Here is a 20,966-nt window from a genome sequence, read left to right on the forward strand (position 1 = left end):
GACCTGTCGCGCGCAGCCAGTTCAGAGAATCCCGTTGTCCGTCCGCGACCTAGCCGAACCTCCGATCGACCAGAGCAGCGCCGACCATCCGCCGGTTCGGCCCGTGGTCGGCTTCTACGGACGCTCGCCCAAGGGCTATTACGACCCGCCGCACGCCCACGACCGCGCCCAGTTCTCGTACCGGCTGGAAGGTGTCGCGGCGGTGCGGGCAGGCGAGGCGGCGATCGTCTTGCCGCCCGGCCGCGGCGTCTGGATCCCGGCCGGCATGCGCCACGAGGTCAGCTGCCGCGGCCCGGCCGCCTACAACGTTCTCTACGTGACCGTGGACGCCGGCCCACAGCCCGATGGCTTGCGGGTCATCGACATCAGCCCGTTCCTGCACGCCCTGGTGAAGGAGTTCCTGAGCTTCGACGCCTGTTATGACGAGGCGGGTCGGGAGGGCGAGATCGTTCGCCTTATGCTGGGCGAGATCACCCGTGCGCCGGCTTCCACCGAGGCCGGACCGCGCCTGCCGGACGACGCGCGGTTGCAGCGGGTCTGCGCGGCGCTGCGCAAGGATCCGGCCGACCCGCGCGACATCGACGCCTGGGCCGACGCGGCGGGCATGAGCCGCCGAACCTTCACCCGCAACTTCCGCCTCGAGACCGGCATGAGCTTCGTGGCCTGGCGTCAGCAGCTGCGCATGACCCAGGCCGCGGCCCTGCTCAGTGCGCGTCAGTCGGCGACCCAGGTGGCCCGCACCCTGGGCTTCTCCAGCCTCAGCGCCTTCGCGACCCTGTTCCAGAAGTCGTTCGGCATTTCACCCGGCCGCTACGCCGAGCAGCTGGATCGCTAGAACCTCATCCGCAGGCCTAGCCGCACGTCGCGGCCCACCCGGTGCAGATAGGTCGGGATGTGGGTCGTGTCGCTGAACTGCCGGTCGGCGGCGTTGGTCAGGTTGAAGACGTCCAGGGTCAGTTCGGCGGCAGGCGACAGCCGGCGGCTGGCGTTCACGTCCACGCGGGTCAGAGCGTCGACCCCATCGACGTCGCCGCCATTCGGCGCGGGGGCGGTCGCAATGAACGCGCTGCGGTGACTGATCGTGACGCCGGCGCTGGTCGGTCCCTCCCGACGCTGCACGGACAGGAAGGCCGCTGTGCGCGGGGCGCCCAGGGCGTCCTCGGTGCGGACCAGGGCGCCGGACTTGCCGATCAGCCAGACGTGCGATCGGCTGTAGGACGTCGCGCCGTTGATCCGCCAGGCCACGCCGTCGCCTCGTTCGATCCGACGACTGAAAGCCAGCTCGACGCCGTCCAGACGGCCTTCGCCGGAGTTGGCGGGCCGTGCGAACTGCCAGATCGGCAGGTCCGCAGCGCAGCCGGGCGAAGAGCCGCAGGCCAGGGTGGCGACGTCCGACGACAGGCCGAACGGATTGGCCGCAAAGGCGCCCGGTCGGGTGATGGTCGATTGCACTATGGTCGACAGCGACTTGTGGAACAGCGCCAGGTTCAGGCCCAGATCGTCCGTCGGCCGCCATTCCAACGCCAGGTCCAGGGTGCGGGCCTGGGTCGGTTCCAGGTCGGGATTGCCGACGACGACCATCTTGGTGCCGGTGGTCGAAACGCCGATCCCAGGCCGCAGGCTGGCCAGGTCTGGCCGGGCCACGACCTTGGCCGCGCCGAAGCGCAGCACCGCGTCCGGGGCCACGCGCCAAGCGAAGTTCAGCGAGGGTAGCACGCGGCGGTCGCGACGCTTCAGACTCTGCTCCCCCACCAGCCCCGAGGCGACGACGCCCAGGCCCGTGATGTCGTAGCGCGCCGACATCCAGCGCAGGCCCAGCTCGCCCCAGACCCGGCGGGTCTCGCGGAAGGGGCGGGCGACCTGCGCAAAGGCCGCGTCGATGGTCTCGCCGATCGCGTAGTTGAGGCTGGCCGCCGCCTCGGGGCCCAGCCGGGGGGCAGCCAGTCCGGCCAGGGTGCGCTCGACGTCCATGGCTCGCCAACCTCCGACGCCGAACGCGGAGTTGATCGCGATCAGCTGGCTCATCGCGTCGATCGGCGCGGCGGCCAGGTCAGGCGGCACGTCGCTGTTGAGGTTGGCGATGGTCCCGTTGCTGCGTGACAGGGTCGTGGCGGCGTTGACGTAGCGCCTGTGCAGCACTCCGGCGCGCCAGGCCAAAGGTCCGTCGCGCTCGATGTCGAGGGCGGCTGACTTGTGGATGTTGTCGACCCAATTGGGCTCGGCTCGGAACTCCGCAATCCGCCAGACTGCCGCGCCTGTCAGATCGGCCGAGCCGAAGGTGACGCGCGGCCGCTTGGCGTCGCTGAAGTCGTACGCGAAGCCGGTGACGCCGTTCTGCTGCAGCCAGATCGTGTCGCGCCGGGGATTGCCGAAGTCCGAGCGGCTGTAGCCCAGGAGCGCGCTGGCCTTGTAGCCGTCACCGAACCGACGGGTCGCCGACAGGGTGGACTGGCGAAACACCGTCTCCAGGCTGTCGCGCCGCGCCTCGCTGCGGACGTCGACATTGTCGAAGGTTCCGGCGATCAGCACCGGCAGACGGCCACCCTGGTTCACGATCCGCGCGTCGGTGACAGTGACACCGCCCAGCCCGCAGTCTTGCGCGTCGCAGCCGCCAGCGGTGCGGAAGGTGAAGCTCTCCAGAAGGTCCTCGCGCCGCTCGACATTCAGCGAGGCGTAGAGCAGGTCGGCGCTGACGCGGGTCTGGTCGTCCGGCCGCCATTCCAGGCTGGCGGACAGACCGAGGCGTCGCTGGTCGGCGCGAACGACCTCCAGCCGGGGGATACGGGCGTGCAGGGCCTGGTTCAAGGCCTCCAGGCTCTCGCCGGATTGGCTGGCGGCGAAGCCCGGGAAGATCGCCGTCCCGCTTTCCCATTGGCCGGCGCTGGCTCCGGTCTCGGTCGTATGGCGCTCGCGATAGGCGGCCGAGACCAGGAAGCCCAGGCGATCGTCGTGGTCGCGGACGGAGGCCAGGATCGAGGCTCCTGGCGCAGTCCGGCCAGAGGCCCCGTTGTGCGTGGCCTCGACGGTTATGCGCAGGCTGTGCGACGGCAGATCGAACGGCGAACGGGTGCGCATGTCGACGCTGGCCCCCAGCGAGCCTTCCTCCAGGTCGGCGGAAGCGGTCTTCTGCAGGCGCACCTGATGGAAGAGGTCGGCGGCGAAGACGTTGTAGTCGAAGGCCCGCCCGCGATTGACGCCGCCGCCAGCGTTGGTCGCGCCGAAGGTGGCCAGGGTCTCCAGGCCGTTGACCCGCACCAGGGTGAAGCGGGCTCCGACGCCGCGCACGGCCAGTTGCCGGGCCTCGCCGGCGTCCAGGCTGGCGCTTGCTCCGGGCAGACGCGCCAGGGCGTCGCCGACCCCGCCCGGACCTGCGCGCTGCAGATCGTCTTCCAGCAGGATGTCGATCAGCCGCGGCGAGACGTGGTCCAGGTTGGCGGCGGCCTCGCCCAGCGGTCGGGCGACGACGGTGATGACCGAAATGGGCAGGTCTTCGACCGGCGCTTCGGCAGACGCCGCGGTTGGTGTCGCGACGGGCGGCGCGCGGCGGATCAGGATCACGCCGTTGGCCTCGACCGTGAAGGTCAGGCCGCTGCCGGCCAGCAGGCGCGACAGGGCCTCGCGCGCGGCCAGGCGGCCGGTCACGCGCGGAGCCAAGCGGTTGGCGGTCAGCGCGGCGGGGGCGACGATGGCGACGCCGGCCCGGGCCGACAGGTCGACCAGCGACCGCGCCAGCGGCTGGGGCGGCAGGTCGATCGCGAGCCGTCGGTCCTGAGCCTCGACGCTTCCGGCCAGCGCCGCCAGAGCCAGGCCGGCCGCCAGGCGGTGGCGCAGGCTCATCGCGTCCGGGGCGCGATCAGCCGCGCGCCGTCGGGCCGGATGCGGACCTCCAGCGGCAGCAGCGCGGGCAGGCTGTCCAGGAACGCCTCGGCCTGGTCGGCGCGGAAGCTGGCGGTCAGGCGCACGCCGGCCACGGCCGGGTCGACCACGACCCGCACGTCGGAGAAGCGATTGATGTCATCGGCGACGTCGCGGATCGGGGCCGAGGTATAGCTGAGTTGCCCGCGCCGCCAGTCGGCCGCCGCTTCGGGGTTCGACAGCTTCACGCGGCGCACGCCTTTCGCATCCAGGGTCACGGCGTCGCCCCGTGCCAGGATCGTGCTGAAGGCGTCTCGCTGGACCGCGACCCGGCCACGCTCGACCGCCACGCCGACCTCACCGCTGGCGCCTTTGCGAACGTCGAAGCGGGTGCCCAGCACGGTGACGCGCGTCTCGCCGGCCCGCACCTCGAAGGGGCGGCCTTCGGCGTGGCGGACGTCGAACAGGGCCTCGCCGCGCTCCAAGTCGTAGCGACGGCCGGAGAGCCAGCCGGCCTCACGCAGGCGGGTCTGCGGCGACAGCACCACCGACGAGCCGTCGCGCAAGGCCAAGGTCTGGACGGCGCGATCGCTTTCGAGGACGGTGGAGCGGTTGGAAACGGCGACGCCGATCGCCAGGCAAGCGGCCAGGGGCAGGGCGGCCGCCCAGATCCAGGCGCGGCGCACGGGCAGGCGCTGCGGCTTGGCCAAGGCGTCGAGGCTGCTCAGCTTGAACATCAGCAGCTCGGCGGCGTCGTAGGCGGCGGCGTGGCGCGGATCGGCCGCCAGCCAGGCGCGGAAGGCTTCGGCGCGCTCGGCCGACAGCCGCTCGCCGAAAACCGACAGGGCCCAGTCCCCGGCCTCTCGCTCGATCTCGCCGTCAGGCGCGGGTGCGTTCACGGGACAGTCCTCGAAAATCGATCGCGCCGCCGGCGACGGCGCGTTGGCAGGCGGCGACCGCTTCGCCGACGGTCTTGCGGACCAGGGCCTCGGACACCCCGTGCCGCCGGGCGATCTCGGCGAAGCTGAGCCCCTCGACCCGGTTGGCGGCCAGGAAGGCGCGGTGCCGGGGCGGCAGGCCGGCGACCACGCGGTTCAGCACGTCCAGCTCCTGCTTGGCGATCAGGGTCCGTTCGGCGTCCGGCTCGGCGTCGGCTTCCAGCACCGGATCGGCGCTGCCGACGATCCGCGTCGTCAGCCTTTGGCGGCGGAAGGCGTCACGGGCCAGGTTGATCGCCACCCGAAACACGAAGGCCCGGGGGCTCTCGTGCCGCTGGTCGGCGGGCCGCTCGCCCAGGCGGACGAACGCCTGCTGCGCCACGTCCTCCGGATCCGGCGGGCCGGGGCCGAACCGCGCGCGCAGGAACAGGCACAGATCGCCCCAGTCGTCGGCATAGGTCTCGCGATAGGCGGCCAGGCCGCTCCACAGCGGTCCGTCATTGTCGGCGCCCGGCCGTTGCGGTTTCCCCACGGCCCCTCCCTATATCTGTGCGCCGAACTTGCCCCGACGATGCAGGCTGCGCCGCCCGCATTCAATGCGGCAGTGAAAAAATCACGCCTTCGGACGGTTTTTCGTGCGGGTCGGGCATCGTCGTTCGTTGTTCCAAATTGCGCGTCATTTAGAGCAATTTGATTGCTTCATTTTCTCAATGTGACCGGTAACTTTCCTCTTTCGAAATCAAAATCGGCATGTTTATGTCGCTTCATTGATACCGGTAACTAGCCGGAGGGGCGGCCGTCACAGGCCGCGAAAGGGGAGGAAGGTCGCGGTGCGCGTCGACGGTCAGTTCGTGCAGCCCTTGGCAGACGTGACGCGCATGCTCGATCGCGAGCTGTGCGACGTGCTGGTCCAGTCGCTGCTGCGCCGGATGCGCGACGCCCTGCTCCAGGGACACAGCCTCGACGTACCGAACATCGGCCAGATCAGCATCCGCCAGACGCGGCCCTACGCCCTGGTCAATCCGGTGAGCGGCCAGGCCCAGGCGCTGGGCGGCGAACGAACCCTCCTTTTTCGTCCCGACCGCCAGTTGGTGCGGGACCTGAACGCCATTCGGGAGAATGACGATGTCGCGTAACCTCCGCCGCCTTCTGGCCGTTTCCACCGCCGTGAGCCTGGGTCTCGCGGCTGCTCCGGCCCTGGCGCAGGACGCCGCCTACAAGAACGCCAAACTGTCGCCCGCCCAGCGCGCCGCCGACCTGATCGCGCGCATGACGCTGGAGGAAAAGGCCGCCCAACTACGCCACGTCGCGCCGGCCATCCCGCGCCTGTCCGTCCCTGCCTACAACTGGTGGAACGAGGGCCTGCACGGCGTGGCTCGCGCGGGGGAGGCGACCGTGTTCCCGCAGGCCGTCGGCTTGGCCGCGACCTTCGACACCAAGCTGACCCGCCAGGTCGCCGACGTGATCAGCACCGAGTTCCGCGCCAAATATGTCGACAAGGTCGGCGCCGACGGCTCGGCCGCCCAGTACCGCGGCCTGACGGTCTGGTCGCCCAACATCAACATCTTCCGCGATCCGCGCTGGGGCCGAGGGCAGGAGACCTACGGCGAGGACCCGCACCTGACCGCCGAGATCGGCGTGGCGTTCGTCGAGGGCTTGCAGGGGCCGGACTTGGCGCATCCCAAGGTCGCCGCCCAGGCCAAGCACTATGCCGTGCACAGCGGTCCCGAGGCTGACCGTCACTTCGACGACATCCACCCCTCGCGCCACGACCTGGAAGACACCTACATGCCGGCGTTCAAGACGCTGGTCACCCGGGCCAAGGTCGAGTCGGTGATGTGCGCCTACAACGCCGTCGACGGCGTGCCGGCCTGCGCCAGCGACGCCCTGCTGAACCAGCGCCTGCGCCGCGACTGGGGCTTCAAGGGCCATGTGGTCACCGACTGCGGGGCGATGGCCGACATCTATCTGCCCAAGGCTCACGCCTACCGGAAGACCCCGGCCGAGGCCTTCGCCGTCGCCCTGAAGGCGGGCACGGACGTAGCCTGCGACTTCGGCGGCAAGCTGGGCGTCGAGGCCCCGGCCATCGTCGAGGCCGTGCGCACGGGCCTGGCGACCGAGGCCGAGGTCGACGTGGCGCTGAACCGCCTGTTCGAGATCCGCTACCGCCTGGGTCTGATGGATCCGCCGGCTAGCGGGCCGTGGGGCAAGGTCACCGCCGCCGACAACGACACGCCGGCTCACCGCGCGCTGAACCTGCGCACGGCCCAGTCGTCGCTGGTGTTGTTGAAGAACGACGGCCTGCTGCCGCTGAAGGCCGCGCCGAAGTCGATCGCGGTGATCGGTCCCAACGCCGACAGCGTCGACGCCCTGGTCGGCAACTATGCCGGCACGCCGTCCAAGCCGATCACCGTGCTGGCCGGGATCCGCGCCCGCTATCCGGACGCCAAGGTCACGCACGTGCCGGGCACGGGCCTGATCGGTCCGGCCAGCACGCCGACGCCCGATGCGATCTTCTGCCAGGATTCCGCCTGCGCGACGCCGGGTCTGAAGGTCGAGGACTTCGGCAATCTAGATTTGGCCGGCGCGCCGCAGGTCCGCACCGACACCAATGTGAAGTTCCGTTGGGGCTGGCCGACGCGCGAGATGCGCAAAGGCTCGATCCGCTGGAGCGGCTTCGTCAAGGCGGGGCAGACCGGGCCGCACGGCTTCACCCTGACCGGCGACGGCGGCTGGCGCATCAAGGTCGACGGTCAGGTGCTGGCCGACTTCTGGGACGGCACGATCGATCCCTCGATGGGCAAGTCCGTCAACCTGACCGCCGGCAAGACGTACGCCATCACCATTGAGGCGCGGCAGGACAGCGAGCGTGGCACGCAGGGCCTGATCTGGAACCAGCCGGCCGACGACGGCGACGCGGCCCTGGCCATCGTCAAGGACGCCGACCTGGTGATCTTCGCCGGCGGCCTGACCGCCCGGGTCGAGGGCGAGGAGATGAGCGTCCACGCCCAAGGCTTCGCCGGCGGCGACCGCACCAGCCTCGACCTCCCCGCGCCGCAGCAGAAGCTGCTGGAAGGTGCGCACGCCCTGGGCAAGCCCACGATCCTGGTGCTGATGAACGGCGGCGCGATCAGCAGCAACTGGGCCGACAAGGCGCTGCCGGCGGTGATCGAGGCCTGGTATCCGGGCGGCGAGGGCGGGGCGGCCATCGCTGGCCTGATCGCCGGCGACTTCAGCCCGTCGGGCCGCCTGCCGGTCACCGTCTACCGCTCGGCCGACCAGCTGCCGCCGTTCAAGGACTACGGCATGGCCGGCCGCACCTATCGCTATTTCGGCGGCGAGGCGCTGTACCCGTTCGGCTACGGCCTGTCCTACACCCGCTTCTCGTACGGTAAGCCGACCCTGGCGCGCTCGGTCGCGGCGGGCCAGCGCCTGAAGGTCACCGCGCCCGTCACCAACGCTGGCGGCCGCGACGGCGACGAGGTCGTCCAGCTCTATGTCACCCGTCCCGGCGTGGCCGGCGCGCCGGCCCGCGCGCTGAAAGGCTTCCAGCGCGTGTCGCTGAAGGCCGGCGAGACAAAGGCCGTGACCTTCGAGCTTGAGACCGACGCCTTCTCGACCGTGAACGAGGCCGGCCAGCGCAGCGTCGAGCCCGGCGCGGCTCAGCTGTGGATCGGCGGCGGTCAGCCGGTCTCGCGGGCCGGCCTCGAGCAACCCGCCGGCGTCCGCGCCGACCTTCAGATCACCGGCAGAAAGGCGCTCGCCAACTAGCCAGCACGACCAGGGGGCGCGGAGAAAACAGAACACCGCGTCCCCGCCAGACCAAACTCTTGGGGAGGAAATAATGAATACGCTTCAACGCCATATCCGGCGGACGACCCTGCTCGCCGGTATATCCGCCGCCGCCTTCGTCGCCGCGGCTCCGGGTCTCGCCGCCGCCCAGGCGACCGAGCCGGCCAAGACCACTGATCCCGAGGCGGTCAGCGAGGTGGTCGTCACCGGCTATCGCGCCTCGCTGCGCAGCGCCCTGAACGTCAAGAAGAACGCCGACGTCATCATGGACGCCATCAACGCCGAGGACATGGCGGACTTCCCGGACTCGAACCTGGCGGAGTCGCTGCAGCGCCTGCCCGGCATCTCGATCGACCGCGACAACGGCGAAGGGCGCACCATCAGCGTGCGCGGCCTGTCGGGGGACTTCAGCCGCGTCCGCATCAACAACATGGAAGCCCTGTCGACCGGGGCGGCGAACGACGCGGGCGGCAGCCCCAACCGCTCGCGCGCCTTCGACTTCAACGCCTTCGCCTCGGAGCTGTTCAGCTCGGTGCGGGTGCGCAAGTCCTCCTCGGCCGAGGCTGATGAGGGCTCGCTGGGCGCCACGGTCGACCTGATCACCGGCCGGCCCTTCGACTACAAGAACGAGGCTTTCGCCCTGTCGGCCGAAGATTCCTATTATCGCAACGGCAAGAAGCACAGCCCGCGCATCACGGGCCTGGCCTCTAAGCGGTGGTTCGACGGCAAGCTGGGGACCCTGGTCTCGGCCGCCTACGCCAAGCGCAGCTCCGAGGACGACAGCTATGGCCGCGGCGGCGGCTCGGCCGACTACACCTATCGTGGCAGCACCTGGACCGGCGACGAACTGCCCGGCCGCGCGGGCTTCGCGGCCCCGACCGGCACGGTGTTCAGCGCCCTGGTCCCCACGACCCTGACGGGCTCGGCCCTGGACGCCTACAAGGCCAATCCGGCCAACTACTACAACCCGCTGGCCAATCCGGAAGCCTATGCGGCGATGACCGGCTCCGACCCGGCGGCCTATGCCAAGCTCTATCCGGGTTGCGCAGCCGCGGCCGCCCAGTCGATCGCGACGCTGACGCCGACCAGCCCCGGCTGCAACAACTCGCTGATCCGTTTCCCGGCCCTGCCGTCGCTGAACCAGCGCAATGTTGAGACCGAGCGCCTGGGCCTGACCGGCGCCATCCAGTTCGAGATCAGCCCGCGCACCCGCGTCTCGATCGACGGCCTCTATTCGCGGTTCGACAGCGTCAGCACCAACTACCAGATCTCGCCCGTCGGCCTGAACCGCAACAACACCAACGCCAGCTACCAGTACGGCGCCAATGTCCCGACGGCGGCCGCGCCGGGCGGCTCGGCCATGACCGAGGCTCAGCGCCGTGCGCTCTATCCCGGCGGCTGCACCTATGCCGACGAGACCGACCTGAACCCGGGCCAGGACTGCGGCCAATCGCTGAACGGCACAGCGCCGCTGAGCGGCTACACGTTCAGCTACAATCCCAACAATCTGGACGTCTACGAGTACTACACGAACCGGAACTCGCCGGGGTATCTGGGCCCGGCCAGCAGCCTGCCGTTCCGCGGCCAGCTGATCGGCCGTCCGGCGGTCAAGCTGCTGGACGCCGAAGTGATCGGCCAGAACGCAGAGTATCTGAAGCTGGGCAATGTCGACTGGCGCTCGGCCGCCGACCGCGGCGCTTACACCACCGACTTCCGCCAAGTGTCGGTCAATGTGGACCACGAGTTCAGCGATAAGCTGAAGGCCCAGTTCTCGGTCGGCGCCTCGCGCTCGGAGAACAAGAACCAGGGCACCCTGGTCGAGTTCAACTACATGGACGCGGCCGAGCCGTTCGTCTTCGACTCTCGCGGCCTGTCGGGCATGCCCAAGTTCGATCCGGGCTTCAACGCCGCAGACCCGAACAAATGGGGCATCGTCAAGGGCTTCTCGGCCATGCGCAATTATGAGCGCAACACGGTCAACGACTACAAGGGCGGCAAGATCGACCTGAGCTATCAACTGGACGATCACTGGACCATCAAGGCGGGGATCACGCACCGCGAGTTCGGCTTCTCGACCGACCAGTACGAGCGCAACAACGACCTGCTGAACCCGACCGAGAAGGAGGCCAAGGTCACGACCGCCTCGCTGGGCCAAGTGATCGACTTCGGCCAGGGTCTGGACGTGCCGGCGGGCTCGGTCACCAGCTTCTTCACGCCCAACCTGGAGGCGTTCAGCAGCGTCTTCGGCTTCGACTGCAACTGCATCAACAAGTTTGGCGACTTCCGCATCACCCGGAAGCGCAACCGCTCGGCCTCGTTCGAGGTCGACGAGAAGAACCTGTCCTACTATCTGCAGTTCGGCTTCAGCTACGACGTCTGGGGCGGCCGTCGCCTGTTCGGTAACGTCGGGGTCCGCCAGGCCAAGACCGACGTCTTCGCGGTCGGCGAGACCACGGCCGGCCGTCGCATCACCGGCGAGAACAGCTACACCGACACCCTGCCGTCGGCGAACCTGACCTGGGAGGCGTGGGACAACCTCTATATCCGCGTCGCCGCCGCCAAGGTCATGGCCCGTCCGCTGCTGGGCAACCTGTCGCCGGCCATCACCGGCATCAGCATTCCCGGCGACGGCAACGTCACGGGCGGCTCGCTGACGGTCGGCAACACCAAGCTGTCGCCGTTCCGCGGCAAGGCCTTCGACGTCGCCGCCGAGTGGTACTTCAACGAGGGCGGGCTGATCAGCCTGGGCTACTTCCGCAAGGACATCGACAGCTTCCCGCAGACGGTGTTCTACGAGGCTCCGCTGTCGACCTTCCTGGACGCCGAGGCCATCGCCCAGCTGAAGCTGCAGTTCCCCGGCGAGACCGGCGGCGACATCTTCCGCCGCGCCTATATCGACGCCGACAACCCGATGCTGGCCCGCCAGGTCCGCGACGCGCCGGGTGGCTATCTGCAGGGCTTCGAGTTCAACTTCCAGCAGGACCTGACCTTCCTGCCCTGGTACTTCAAGAACCTGGGCGTCCAGTTCAACATGACCAAGCTGGACACCAAGCTGACCTACATCCTGGATCCGGGCGCGGTCACGGCCGGCACCGGCGTGGTCACCAAGGCCCCGACCTATGGCACGGGTCCCTGGCTGGGCGCCTCGCCTAAGGGCCTGAACTTCACGCTCTACTATGAGACCGAGAAGTTCAACGCCCGCATCTCGGCCGCCCAGCGCGACGAGTACTACACGCGCTATCCGGTCAGCGCCGGCACCTGCGATCCGGGCCTGCAGCCCAATGGCGCGGCGTGCGACGGTCCGCTGATCAACGAGTTCGACGGCAACCGCTCGACCATGAACGTCGACTTCTCGATGCGCTATCAGCCCACCAAGCAGATCAGCATCACCTTCGAGGCGCTGAACATCACCGACGAGATGGCTGAGCGCTTCACGTTCAACGATCCGGTCGTGCTGTCGTACGGCGGCAGCGGTCCGAACTACCGCCTCGGCGTTCGCTACCGCTACTAGGCTCTCCCCCTGCGGCGCCGGCTTTCAAGAGCCGGCGCCGCTTCTTTTCGTGGCGACGGCCAGGATCTTGTAGTCCAGCTGCTCGCCAGGGACGGGGCTGTCGATCAGGGCGATGGCTACGACCGCGCCGGGGCGCTTCCAGGCGCGCGCGTCGGCGGCGCGGATATGGGCGGGCAGGGCGGGCTCGGCCTGCCAGCTCGACAAACCCGTCTGGTAGTGGGCTTCGACATCGGTCCAGGTCGCGGTGGCTGGCAGGCGGTAGGCCGTCGTGGTCAGCTTGCCGTGGGACGCCCCCAGCGCATCGCGAAACTCGGCCTCGACGACGTCCAGCCGGCGATCGTGTGCGCCAGGCTCGGTCAGCAGCTGGGCCTGAGCGGGCGGGGCCGGCGGCGCGGCGGTCACGGCGGGCGCGCAGGCGGCGGTCAGGACGGTCATGGTCGCGATCCATCTCAGAAGCATCGGCGTCTCCCGGGCGCCGACATGCGGACGGCCTGCTCCGGGGAACGCCCGGAACAGGCCGATGGCTCCGTTTGCGGCCTTGTCAGCGCGCGCCGTCCAGGACGCGGCCCAAGGCGGTGTCGTAGTCGCCCTCGGCGCGGCCCTCGTAAGGAGCCTTGGTCACCGGATCGTGCGGGAAGGACAGCTCGAAGAAGGTGTCCTTCAGCGAGGCGGCGCCGGCGGCGTAGGCCGCGACCCCATCCTTGACCAGGGCGTCGGTGTACATGCCGATCCCCGCGCCGGCGATCGGGCCGGCCGGACCGGTGGTGAGGCCCACCGCGGTCTTGAACATGCCGCCGATCATCTCGGCCTTGGCCTTGTCGTTGGCGGCGACCTTGTCGACGGCGGCCTGAGTGGAGCCCGCGAAATAGCCCAGGTCCTGGGCGTTGCGGTGATAGCCGCCGATCTGGGTTTTCAGGCGGGTGATCGGGTTCTCGGTCAGGGTGTTGCCGGTCTGCAGCTTGGCGATATAGCCGCCGACGATCGCCTCGCCGGGCTTGCCCTGCTTGAGGGTTTCGGTGAGGAAGTTGGTCATCGACGTCCCGTAGCGGTCGGCGGTCTCCAGCTGTCGGACGACGCCCGTGACGTCGGTGTCCAAGAGGCCCTTCAGGCTGTCGCGGACCTTGGCCGCTTCGACGTCGGCGGTGGCGTTGACCGAGAAGGCGCTGCTGGAATTGGCGATCTCGCCCAGCATCGTGCCGCCCTGGGCGAAGACGCTGGCCTTGACCGAGGCGTTCTGGCTGGTGGCCGCCGCGTTCAGAATGCCCGTCAGCGTGCCGACGTCATAGCCGCTGGCCGTCGCGCCGGTCGGCGACTGGTGCGTGGTCAGTTCGGCCGAGGACTTCATCACCGCGCCCAGCTCGGCCTTCGACAGGGACGAGACGGCGGTGTCGAAATGGACGCCCGACAGGCTACCCAGAACCTTGCCGACGGCCAGGGCCTCGGGATCGCTCTTCTGGGTCACCGAGCCGCCGAGGCCAAGCAGGCTGCGCTCGACCTCGCCCTTCAGGCCGTCGGTGGTGCGGCTGGACAAGGCCTCGACATAGCCGACCTTGGCTTCGGGCGTGGCGAAGGTGGCGACGGCGTCGGCCAGGGCGGTGACGTCCTCGCGACTGTTGAAGGCCTCAGAGACCCGGCCCAGCTGCGCGCCCGACAGGCCGGCGGCCAGGTCGTTGAACACGTCGCGCTTCTCGTCGGCGGTCAGGCCTTGCGCGCCCAGGACGCCGCCGGCGTTGATGTCCTCGGCCAGGCCCTTGAGGTCGGCGTCACTGAGCTTGGAGACGGTCGCGTCCAGCTCGGCCGGCGCCAGGCTGCCGATCGTGTCGGCGACGCTCTGCATGTTGGCGTTGCGGCTGGTCCCAAGCAGGCCGTCCTCGCGGGTCAGGTCCTGGATCTGGCTGACCGCGGCGTCGACCTTGTCGGCCGCCGACAGGGCCGAGGCGGCCGAGCAGCTGTTGCTCGACGACGAGTCCGTCGACGACGAAACGGAGTTGGAACCGTCGGCCATGGGGATGCTCCTGGATGGCGGGGTCGATCTTGCGGAGAAGCCTATCGGCGGCCGGCCGGGGATTTCAGTGGGATGATCCCTAGCTGGGGAAAACCCTATCGGCGGTCGTCCGTCGGCGAGGCCACGGTGACGCTGGCCGCCAGTTCGGCCGGCGGGCGATCCAGCTTGCTGAACGGCGCCAGCACGAAATCCAAGTCGGCCTGGCCGCGCAGCTGGCCCAGGCGCTGGTCGAGGCGCGAGTCCTCGATGTGCTCGGCGGTTTCCTCGAACTCGCGCTCGGTCGGGGTCTCGACGGCGGCGTCGGTGGTGCGGGCGACGGTCTCGCCGACCGCGCCTACCGTGGCCCCCACGAGACCGTCCTGGCCCAGCAGGCCTTGCTCGCCGAGCAGGCGCTCCAGCAGGCCGCGCTGCTGCGGGGCCAGGCTCGACAGCGCCTCCAGCAGCACCGACGGCGCGGCCTCGGCGAAGGGCGTGACGTCGAGCCGGCCCGTGGCCTCGAACCGGGCCAGGGCCGTCTCGAGCGGCGTGGCGGGGGCCAGGGCTTGGGGCGCCGCATCAGCGGTCAGGATGCTGTCGATGGAAGCCATGACGATCTCCGCGTTGGGACGATCGATCATGTAGCTCGCCGACAGCCCAGCCTATTGGGGATTACCCTAGCCGCGGACGAAGCCCGCGTTCGTCAGCGTCAGCTGCCGCAGGTCCACGCCCATTTCGTTGCGGAAGCGGGTGACGGCCGCGTCGCCCAGGCGGCGGGCGGTGGCGCGGTCCCCGCGCTTCATGGCGTCCAGATAGGCCGCGTGCTGGATCAGGAAGTTCAGCATCAGCACCTCGGACATCTCCTGGCGCTGGCCTTCGTTCAGGCGGGCGTAGCCGGGGTTGGAGGCGATCATCGGCTTGACCTGGTTGCGCACCGCCTGGGCCTGGGCGCGGTTGCTGTCGCCGCCGTTGGCCATCACCCAGTTGAAGATCCAGTAGGCGGCCATGGAGTCGGCGGTGTCGCCGGGACGCAGGCCGTCGCCGCCGACGATCTGGGCCCAGCTGCGGACCGGGTCGCGCTGGGCCAGGGCCTGGGCGATCTTGCGGCCGCCCTCGGCGCCGGCCTGCTGGCCCATCCAGTCGGCGAACTGGCGGCGCACCCGAGCGCTGACCTCGGGCGAGGCGCGATAGGTGGTCTGGGTCAGGGCCGGGCCGCTGGGCGCGCCGGGACGTCCCACCAGGCTGGTCGGCGAATTGGACGAATAGCGCGGCGCCGCGCGCGAAGGCTGGCGGCCATAGCTGCCGCCGCCGCCGCGCCCCGAATTGATCGCCGAGTCGACCCGCTGCTTGTTGAGGATGTCTGACAACACGTAGTTGTTCGGCATCACCGTGGGCATGTCCTGGGCGGCGGCGGGCGCGGCCAGGGGCAGGGCCAGCGCCAGGACGGCGGGGGCCAGGAAGCGGGCGAAACGCAGGATCATCGGGTCGGGTCCTTTTCCGTTCTGGGCTGCCAACGCAGAAAGCGGCGGATTGCTCCGCCGCCTTCCACAACCTTGTTCCGGTCCGCGGTTATTGCTTGCGGGCCAGGGTCGAGACGCTTTCGCCGATCGACTTCAGCGCCGTGTTCAGGGCGTTGGAGAGGATGGTGATTTCCTGACCCAGCGCGGTGAGCTTGGCGCCCTGCTGGGTGATCTGCGAGTCGGCGCCCTTGTCGCCATCCTTGGCGGCGTTCTTGGCGTCGTCGATCTCGCCGGCGATCTTGAGCTGCTCGTCCATCTTGGCGTCGATGGCCTTGCCCAGCGCCAGGGCCAGGCGGACCAGGAAGCTCTCGCCGCCGGCCGCGCCGCCCGCCGCACGGGTCTTGGCGTTGCCGCGGACATTGCCGTCCTCGTCCGTGCCGTTCTCCAGCTTCTCCTGCAGGTTCTGCTGCAGCTGCTCGACGATGTCGAACGACTGGCGCTGGATCTCGCCGGCGCCGAACTGGTCGAGGCCCGCGGCCCCGGCCAGGCCTTGGCTGGCCTCGGTGATGTTCTGGACCGCGCCGCCCGGATTGCCGGCGGCGGCGTGGAAGGTGGCCTGGGCCAGGTCGATGACCGGCTGCGGCAGGCCCAGCTTCTGGCCGATGTTCTGCAGCAGCTGGTCGCCGATCGACATCATCAGGCCCTTCAGGGCCGTCGTGACCAGCAGCGAGGCCCCGCCGGTGGCGACGCCCAGGGCGCCCTGCAGGGCGATGTTGGCGACGCTGCTGAAGAGGTTACCGCCAAGTCCGCTCAAGAACGACATCTCAAAACTCCGTTGTTTTCCGTGGGTTCGGTTTGCTCGGAGGGCTTGGAGACGTCGCTCCGTTGCCCGGCGGGATCAAACAACCACCTCGGCGGCGGCGTCATAAGTTGGGTCATTCCCTAGCTAGGGTTTTCCCTAGAAAGCGGCGGACATTGGGCGGCAGCGGACCCAGCGGCGCGGCGGGCGCTTCGGTCGGGGCCTCTTCGGGCGGACGAGGGCGGCGGTCGATGACGGTGATCTGGCCGGCGGTGACGCCCAGCAGCAGGACCTCGTCGCGGTACTCGACCAGCGTCAGTCGCTCGCGCGGGCCGACGGGCAGGGCGCGGACGTAGCGGATCTCGTCGCCGGCCCCAGGCTTGCCGGCCTGGGCGCGCTTGAGCAGCTTCAGCGAGAAGAAGGCCAGGGCCAGGACGATGGCCAGGGCGATGCCGACGGTCACCAGGTCGAGCAGGGCGGAAAGGGCGGTCATCAGGTCTCCTTGTCGGGCCGGAAGGCGATTTCCGGCGGGGCGGGATGGGTGGGGCCGGCGGGTGGGTCTTCCTTGCCGGTGGGTTCGGCCGCGTCGGCGTCTTCGGCGGGCGCCTCGCGCATGCGGCGGGCCCACAGGATCACCTCGGCGACGGCGGCGAACAGGTCCTGGGGCACGATGTCGTCGATGTCGGCCTTGTCGCGCAGCGCGCGGGCCAGCTCGACATTGCGGATGATCGGCACGCCTTCCGCTTCCGCGGCTTCGCGCATGGCGGCGGCGACCAGGCCCTCGCCCTTGCCCAGCAGAACGGGGGCGGCGTGCTGGCTGGGATCATAGGCCAGGGCGCAGGCGATGTGGGTGGGATTGACCACCAGCACCGAGGCGTCGCGGGCCGCCTGGGTGGCGCTCTGCTGCGACCATTCCTGGTGCATCTGGCGGCGCTGCGAGCGGACATGCGGGTCGCCTTCGGCGTCCTTCATCTCCTGCTTGATGTCGCGCCGGCTCATCTTCATCTTCTTGATGAAGCTATGTTTTTGGTAGACGAGGTCCAGAGCCGAGACGAGCAGGAAGGCCGCGACGGCGGCGGCCGTCAGCTTGAAGGTCGCCCCGCTCAGAGCGTGCAGCACGTCGCGCGGTTCGTTGGCCGGCAGACGGGTCAGCTGCGAGAAGTCGCCAGCGATCACCAGCCAGCAGATCAGCAGCAGCAGCAGGGTCTTGGCCAGCGACTTGGCCGTCTCGACCAAGTTGTCCATGTTGACCATGCGCTTCAGCCCTTCGCCTGGGTTCATGTGCGACAGCTTGGGGGTCATCTTCTCGAGCGTGAACACCGGCCCGACCTGCAGGAACTCGGCGACGGAGCCGACGATGGCCACCGGCAGGAAGGTCACCGCCGTCAGCAGCAGCAGCGCCTGGAAGGCGGCCATGCCGGCGATGCCGTAGGCCTCCCGGAACGGGCGATCGGTCAGGGTCAGCACCGAGTCGAACAGGGCGCTGATCCGCTGCAGCCCGAACGTCCCCAGGCACAGCCCGACCAGCAGCCAGGCGCCCAGCGTGACCGTGGACGACAGGTCCTTGCTCTTGGCCACGTCGCCTTTCTTGCGGGCGTCGGACAGGCGCTTGGGGGTCGGCTTCTCGGTCCGGTCACCGGAGTCATTCTTTTCGGCCATCGTCAGCCCTGCCCGAAGTGGTCGAGGCTATCGTTTTGCGCGAGCTTATCTGTCCGAATTTCAAAGTGTTTCCATGGTGAAGTTTCAAGCTCTACCATAGTATTTCCTGTGATGTGTCAGTATAAGGACCGTTTAAAAAGTCTTACTTGAGCTGTTGACAGGATTGATACTCGAAAGTTAGGACTTATCAAGGCTGGGGAAAAGGGCTGGGCGCATAACATAGGGACGAGTTAATGCGCAAGTTGTGCCTTAGTGTGTCAGCGTATTGCGTAATCTTGTTTCCGCCATCTTTTGGTTTTGCATATGAATGTGAGACTTTCAGTGGTCTGAAGTTCAGCTCAACTCAACCGCTGAACGAAAAATTCTCTTTGGCGTTGGCCGATTGCAGCGCTGAAACAAAGTCGCAAGTCGGCTCTGAACAGCTCCGCCTCTACGAGTCGGGCGATGTCACCAAGGTGATTTCAGCGGGACGCTATGCGCCGGCCGTGACGACCGAGCCGGTGGCGTTCAAGGCGCCGGGGCGCGTCAGCTACGCCGATCACATCGCCACCGTCGGGCGCGATTTCAACATCGATCCGGGCTTCCTGGCGGCCGTCATGCACGTGGAATCGCGCGGCAACGCCAGGGCGGTTTCGCCCAAGGGCGCGCGCGGCCTGATGCAGGTAATGCCGGCCACGGCCAAGCAGATGGGGGTCGGCGATCCGCTGGTCGAGCTGGACGACCCGCTGACCAATCTGCGCACCGGGGCCGCCTATCTGAAGACCCTGCAGCGCCGCTTCGGCAACAATCTGGATCTCGTGCTGGCGGCCTACAACGCCGGCGAAGGGGCCGTCATGAAGTACGGCCGCAAGATCCCACCCTATCGCGAGACGCAGGGCTACGTCGTCAGCGTCATGGACCGTTACCGGGGCCTGCGCGCCGCGGGATCCTGGTGAGCCGGCCGCGGAGCCCCCGATGAGCGTCGAGACCTATCTCAAGCGCGCCCGCGTCGCGCCGGCCCGCGGCCTTGCGTCCCGCTTCAGCGACCTGTTCCTGGTCGGCGGGGTGGTGGCGATCGTCGGGCTGATGATCCTGCCGCTGCCGGCCCTGGCGCTGGACGCCCTGGTGGCGGTCAACATCTGCTTCGGCGTCATGCTGCTGCTGGTGTCGATCTACATCTCGACCATCACCGAGTTCTCGGTCTTTCCCAGTCTTCTGCTGATCACGACCCTGTACCGCCTGGCCCTGTCGATCGCCACGACCCGGCTGATCCTGCTGGAAGGTCATGCCGGGCACATCATCGACACCTTCGGGGTGATGGTCGCCGGCGGCAATCTGGTGGTCGGGCTGGTGGTCTTCCTGATCATCACCGTCGTGCAGTTCATCGTCATCGCCAAGGGCGCCGAGCGCGTGGCCGAGGTGGCCGCCCGCTTCAGCCTGGACGCCATGCCCGGCAAGCAGCTGTCGATCGACAGCGACCTGCGCTCGGGCCTGATCGACAAGGACGAGGCCCGCCGCCGCCGCCGCACGCTGGAGATGGAAAGCAAGCTGCACGGCAGCCTCGACGGCGCGATGAAGTTCGTCAAAGGCGACGCGGTCGCCGGCATCATCATCGTGGTCATCAACCTGCTGGGCGGCCTGGCCGTGGGCATGTTGCAGCAGGGCCTCGATTTCGGCACCGCCATCCACAAGTACTCGATCCTGACCATTGGCGACGGCATGGTCACCCAGATCCCGGCCCTGCTGGGCGCGATGGCCGCCGGCCTTCTGGTCACCCGCACCACCGACGAAGAGAACGACGGCCACCTGGGCGAAGCGGTCCGCGCGCAGTTCGCCGCCAAGCCGCGGGTGTTCCTGGTGGCCGGCGCGATCTGCTGGCTGTTGGCTCTGGTGCCCGGCTTCCCCGTCGCGGTGTTCCTGATCCTGGGCGGCGTGGCCCTGGTCACCGGCGCGCTGCTGGACGTGAAGATGCGGGGCGTCATCACCCAGCGCGTCGCCGGCCTGCGCGGCCAGGTCGCGCGCGAAGACGTCCCGGCCATCGCCCACACTCGCGCGCTGGAGGCCCAGCCTATGGTGCCGCTGCTGCTGGAGCTGGACGGCGCCGGCGCCCGCGTGCGCAACACCGCCGAGGTCATCCGGACCCTGGAGGATGTGCTGGACGCCTTCGAGTTGCGCCTGGGCGTCGCCCTGCCCAAGGCCTCGGTTCACTACGGCGCCGAGACCGGCGAGACCCGCTGGCGCCTCCTGGCCTTCGAAGCGCCGATCGGCGAGGGGACCTGGGTCGATCCTGGCGAGATCAACGAACTGCGCGAAGCCGTCGGCCAGAGCCTTCGCCGCAACGCCGGCCTGTTCGTTGGGGTGCAGGAGGCCAGCAACCTCCTGACTCGCGCCGGCGCCGACTATCCCGAGGTGGTCAAGGAAGCCGCCCGCGCCCTGCCGCTGGCTCGCATCGCCGAGGTGCTGCGCCGCCTGGTCGAGGAAGAGATCCCGCTGCGCAACATGCGCGACGTGCTCGAATCCCTGGCCGACGCCGGCCAGCGCGAGAAGGACCCGTTCTCGCTGACCGAGTTCGCCCGTGTCGCCCTGCGGCGGCAGATCTGCCACCGCTACGCTCCCGACGGTCGCCTGCGCGCCATGGTGCTGGAGCCGGCCTTGGAGCAGCAGATCCGCGACGCCGTCCGCACCGGCGGCACGGGCCAGCAACTGGCCCTGGATCCCGAAGTCGCTCGTCGCATCATCGACGCCATCACCGTCATGGCCACGAACGCCGAAACGATGGTGCTGCTGACCGCGATCGACCTGCGCCGGCACGTGCGCAAGCTGATCGAGCCCGAGCTGTTCGACCTGGCCGTCCTGTCGTTCCACGAACTGCTGCCCAGCCTGAAGCTCGAGGTCGCCGGCCGCGTGGCCCTGCCGACCCAGACCCTAACCGTCGTCGAAAGCGACGGTCCTTCCCAAGCCGCCCCCGCCGCCGCCTGAGCGCCTGGAGAAC

The 20,966-nt window shown here is 69.0% G+C and carries 16 protein-coding genes; 6 read left to right on the top strand and 10 right to left on the bottom strand.

All coding sequences use genetic code 11. The features are described 5' to 3' along the window. Positions 1-34: 34 nt before the first annotated feature. On the top strand, positions 35-835 hold the full coding sequence (locus E1H18_RS11835; RefSeq protein WP_172268169.1) for a helix-turn-helix transcriptional regulator: 801 nt from the start codon (positions 35-37) through the stop codon (positions 833-835). Here the strand turns inward: E1H18_RS11835 and E1H18_RS11840 are convergent. From E1H18_RS11840 to E1H18_RS11850, 3 genes are read right to left on the bottom strand one after another with little or no spacing between them, the layout of a single operon-like run. After that, entirely contained in the window at positions 832-3,837 is a 3,006-nt protein-coding gene (locus E1H18_RS11840; protein WP_172268172.1) for a TonB-dependent receptor, read from the bottom strand. The two genes, E1H18_RS11835 and E1H18_RS11840, sit on opposite strands and share 4 nt — an antisense overlap. After that, complete coding sequence (locus E1H18_RS11845) at positions 3,834-4,754, bottom strand: FecR domain-containing protein (RefSeq protein ID WP_172268175.1); 921 nt, start codon at positions 4,752-4,754, stop codon at positions 3,834-3,836. Before E1H18_RS11845 ends, E1H18_RS11840 begins: the two co-directional genes overlap by 4 nt. Beyond that, positions 4,735-5,325: an RNA polymerase sigma factor gene (locus E1H18_RS11850; RefSeq protein WP_172268178.1), complete on the bottom strand. Its 591-nt coding sequence runs from the start codon at positions 5,323-5,325 to the stop codon at positions 4,735-4,737. The genes E1H18_RS11845 and E1H18_RS11850 overlap by 20 nt, the downstream gene beginning before the upstream one ends. Before the next feature lie 298 nt (positions 5,326-5,623). Between E1H18_RS11850 and E1H18_RS11855 the strand changes: the two genes are divergently transcribed. The 3 genes from E1H18_RS11855 to E1H18_RS11865 all read left to right on the top strand — a co-directional run bounded on the left by E1H18_RS11855 (position 5,624) and on the right by E1H18_RS11865 (position 12,096). Next, entirely contained in the window at positions 5,624-5,929 is a 306-nt protein-coding gene (locus E1H18_RS11855; RefSeq protein WP_172268181.1) for an HU family DNA-binding protein, read from the top strand. Then, a complete protein-coding gene (locus E1H18_RS11860; RefSeq protein WP_241735992.1) occupies positions 5,919-8,564 on the top strand; it encodes a glycoside hydrolase family 3 C-terminal domain-containing protein in 2,646 nt (881 codons plus the stop codon). The genes E1H18_RS11855 and E1H18_RS11860 overlap by 11 nt, the downstream gene beginning before the upstream one ends. Positions 8,565-8,637: 73 nt before the next feature. After that, complete coding sequence (locus E1H18_RS11865) at positions 8,638-12,096, top strand: TonB-dependent receptor domain-containing protein (protein ID WP_172268187.1); 3,459 nt, start codon at positions 8,638-8,640, stop codon at positions 12,094-12,096. A gap of 24 nt (positions 12,097-12,120) precedes the next feature. Here E1H18_RS11865 and E1H18_RS11870 read toward each other — a convergent pair whose 3' ends face one another. The 7 genes from E1H18_RS11870 to E1H18_RS11900 all read right to left on the bottom strand — a co-directional run bounded on the left by E1H18_RS11870 (position 12,121) and on the right by E1H18_RS11900 (position 17,995). Then, positions 12,121-12,531 carry a hypothetical protein gene (locus tag E1H18_RS11870; RefSeq protein WP_172268190.1) on the bottom strand — a complete coding sequence of 137 codons (411 nt, stop codon included), beginning with the start codon at positions 12,529-12,531 and terminating at the stop codon, positions 12,121-12,123. Between the two features lie 106 nt (positions 12,532-12,637). Further along, on the bottom strand, positions 12,638-14,101 hold the full coding sequence (locus tag E1H18_RS11875; RefSeq protein WP_172268192.1) for a hypothetical protein: 1,464 nt from the start codon (positions 14,099-14,101) through the stop codon (positions 12,638-12,640). A 95-nt stretch (positions 14,102-14,196) separates the two neighbouring features. Beyond that, positions 14,197-14,718 (bottom strand): hypothetical protein, encoded by a 522-nt coding sequence (locus E1H18_RS11880; RefSeq protein WP_172268194.1) that lies wholly within the window; start codon positions 14,716-14,718, stop codon positions 14,197-14,199. Between the two features lie 36 nt (positions 14,719-14,754). Beyond that, positions 14,755-15,558 carry a DUF6683 family protein gene (locus E1H18_RS11885; protein ID WP_172268196.1) on the bottom strand — a complete coding sequence of 268 codons (804 nt, stop codon included), beginning with the start codon at positions 15,556-15,558 and terminating at the stop codon, positions 14,755-14,757. A gap of 88 nt (positions 15,559-15,646) precedes the next feature. Then, positions 15,647-16,360, bottom strand: coding sequence for a hypothetical protein (locus E1H18_RS11890; RefSeq protein ID WP_172268198.1), 714 nt, complete (start codon positions 16,358-16,360; stop codon positions 15,647-15,649). A gap of 112 nt (positions 16,361-16,472) precedes the next feature. Then, the gene (gene fliO / locus E1H18_RS11895; protein ID WP_172268200.1) at positions 16,473-16,829 is read right to left on the bottom strand and encodes a flagellar biosynthetic protein FliO; all 357 of its coding nucleotides are present in this window, start codon (positions 16,827-16,829) and stop codon (positions 16,473-16,475) included. Continuing rightward, complete coding sequence (locus tag E1H18_RS11900) at positions 16,829-17,995, bottom strand: flagellar biosynthesis protein FlhB (protein ID WP_172268202.1); 1,167 nt, start codon at positions 17,993-17,995, stop codon at positions 16,829-16,831. Before E1H18_RS11900 ends, fliO begins: the two co-directional genes overlap by 1 nt. A 455-nt stretch (positions 17,996-18,450) precedes the next feature. Here E1H18_RS11900 and E1H18_RS27120 point away from each other — a divergent pair, with 455 nt between their 5' ends. Both E1H18_RS27120 and E1H18_RS11910 read left to right on the top strand, forming a co-directional pair. After that, positions 18,451-18,930 carry a lytic transglycosylase domain-containing protein gene (locus E1H18_RS27120; protein WP_206679059.1) on the top strand — a complete coding sequence of 160 codons (480 nt, stop codon included), beginning with the start codon at positions 18,451-18,453 and terminating at the stop codon, positions 18,928-18,930. A 19-nt stretch (positions 18,931-18,949) separates the two neighbouring features. After that, on the top strand, positions 18,950-20,953 hold the full coding sequence (locus tag E1H18_RS11910) for a flagellar biosynthesis protein FlhA (RefSeq protein WP_172268206.1): 2,004 nt from the start codon (positions 18,950-18,952) through the stop codon (positions 20,951-20,953). Positions 20,954-20,966: the final 13 nt, after the last annotated feature.

It is taken from the genome of Caulobacter sp. RHG1, from assembly GCF_013181195.1.
Lineage (GTDB): Bacteria > Pseudomonadota > Alphaproteobacteria > Caulobacterales > Caulobacteraceae > Caulobacter.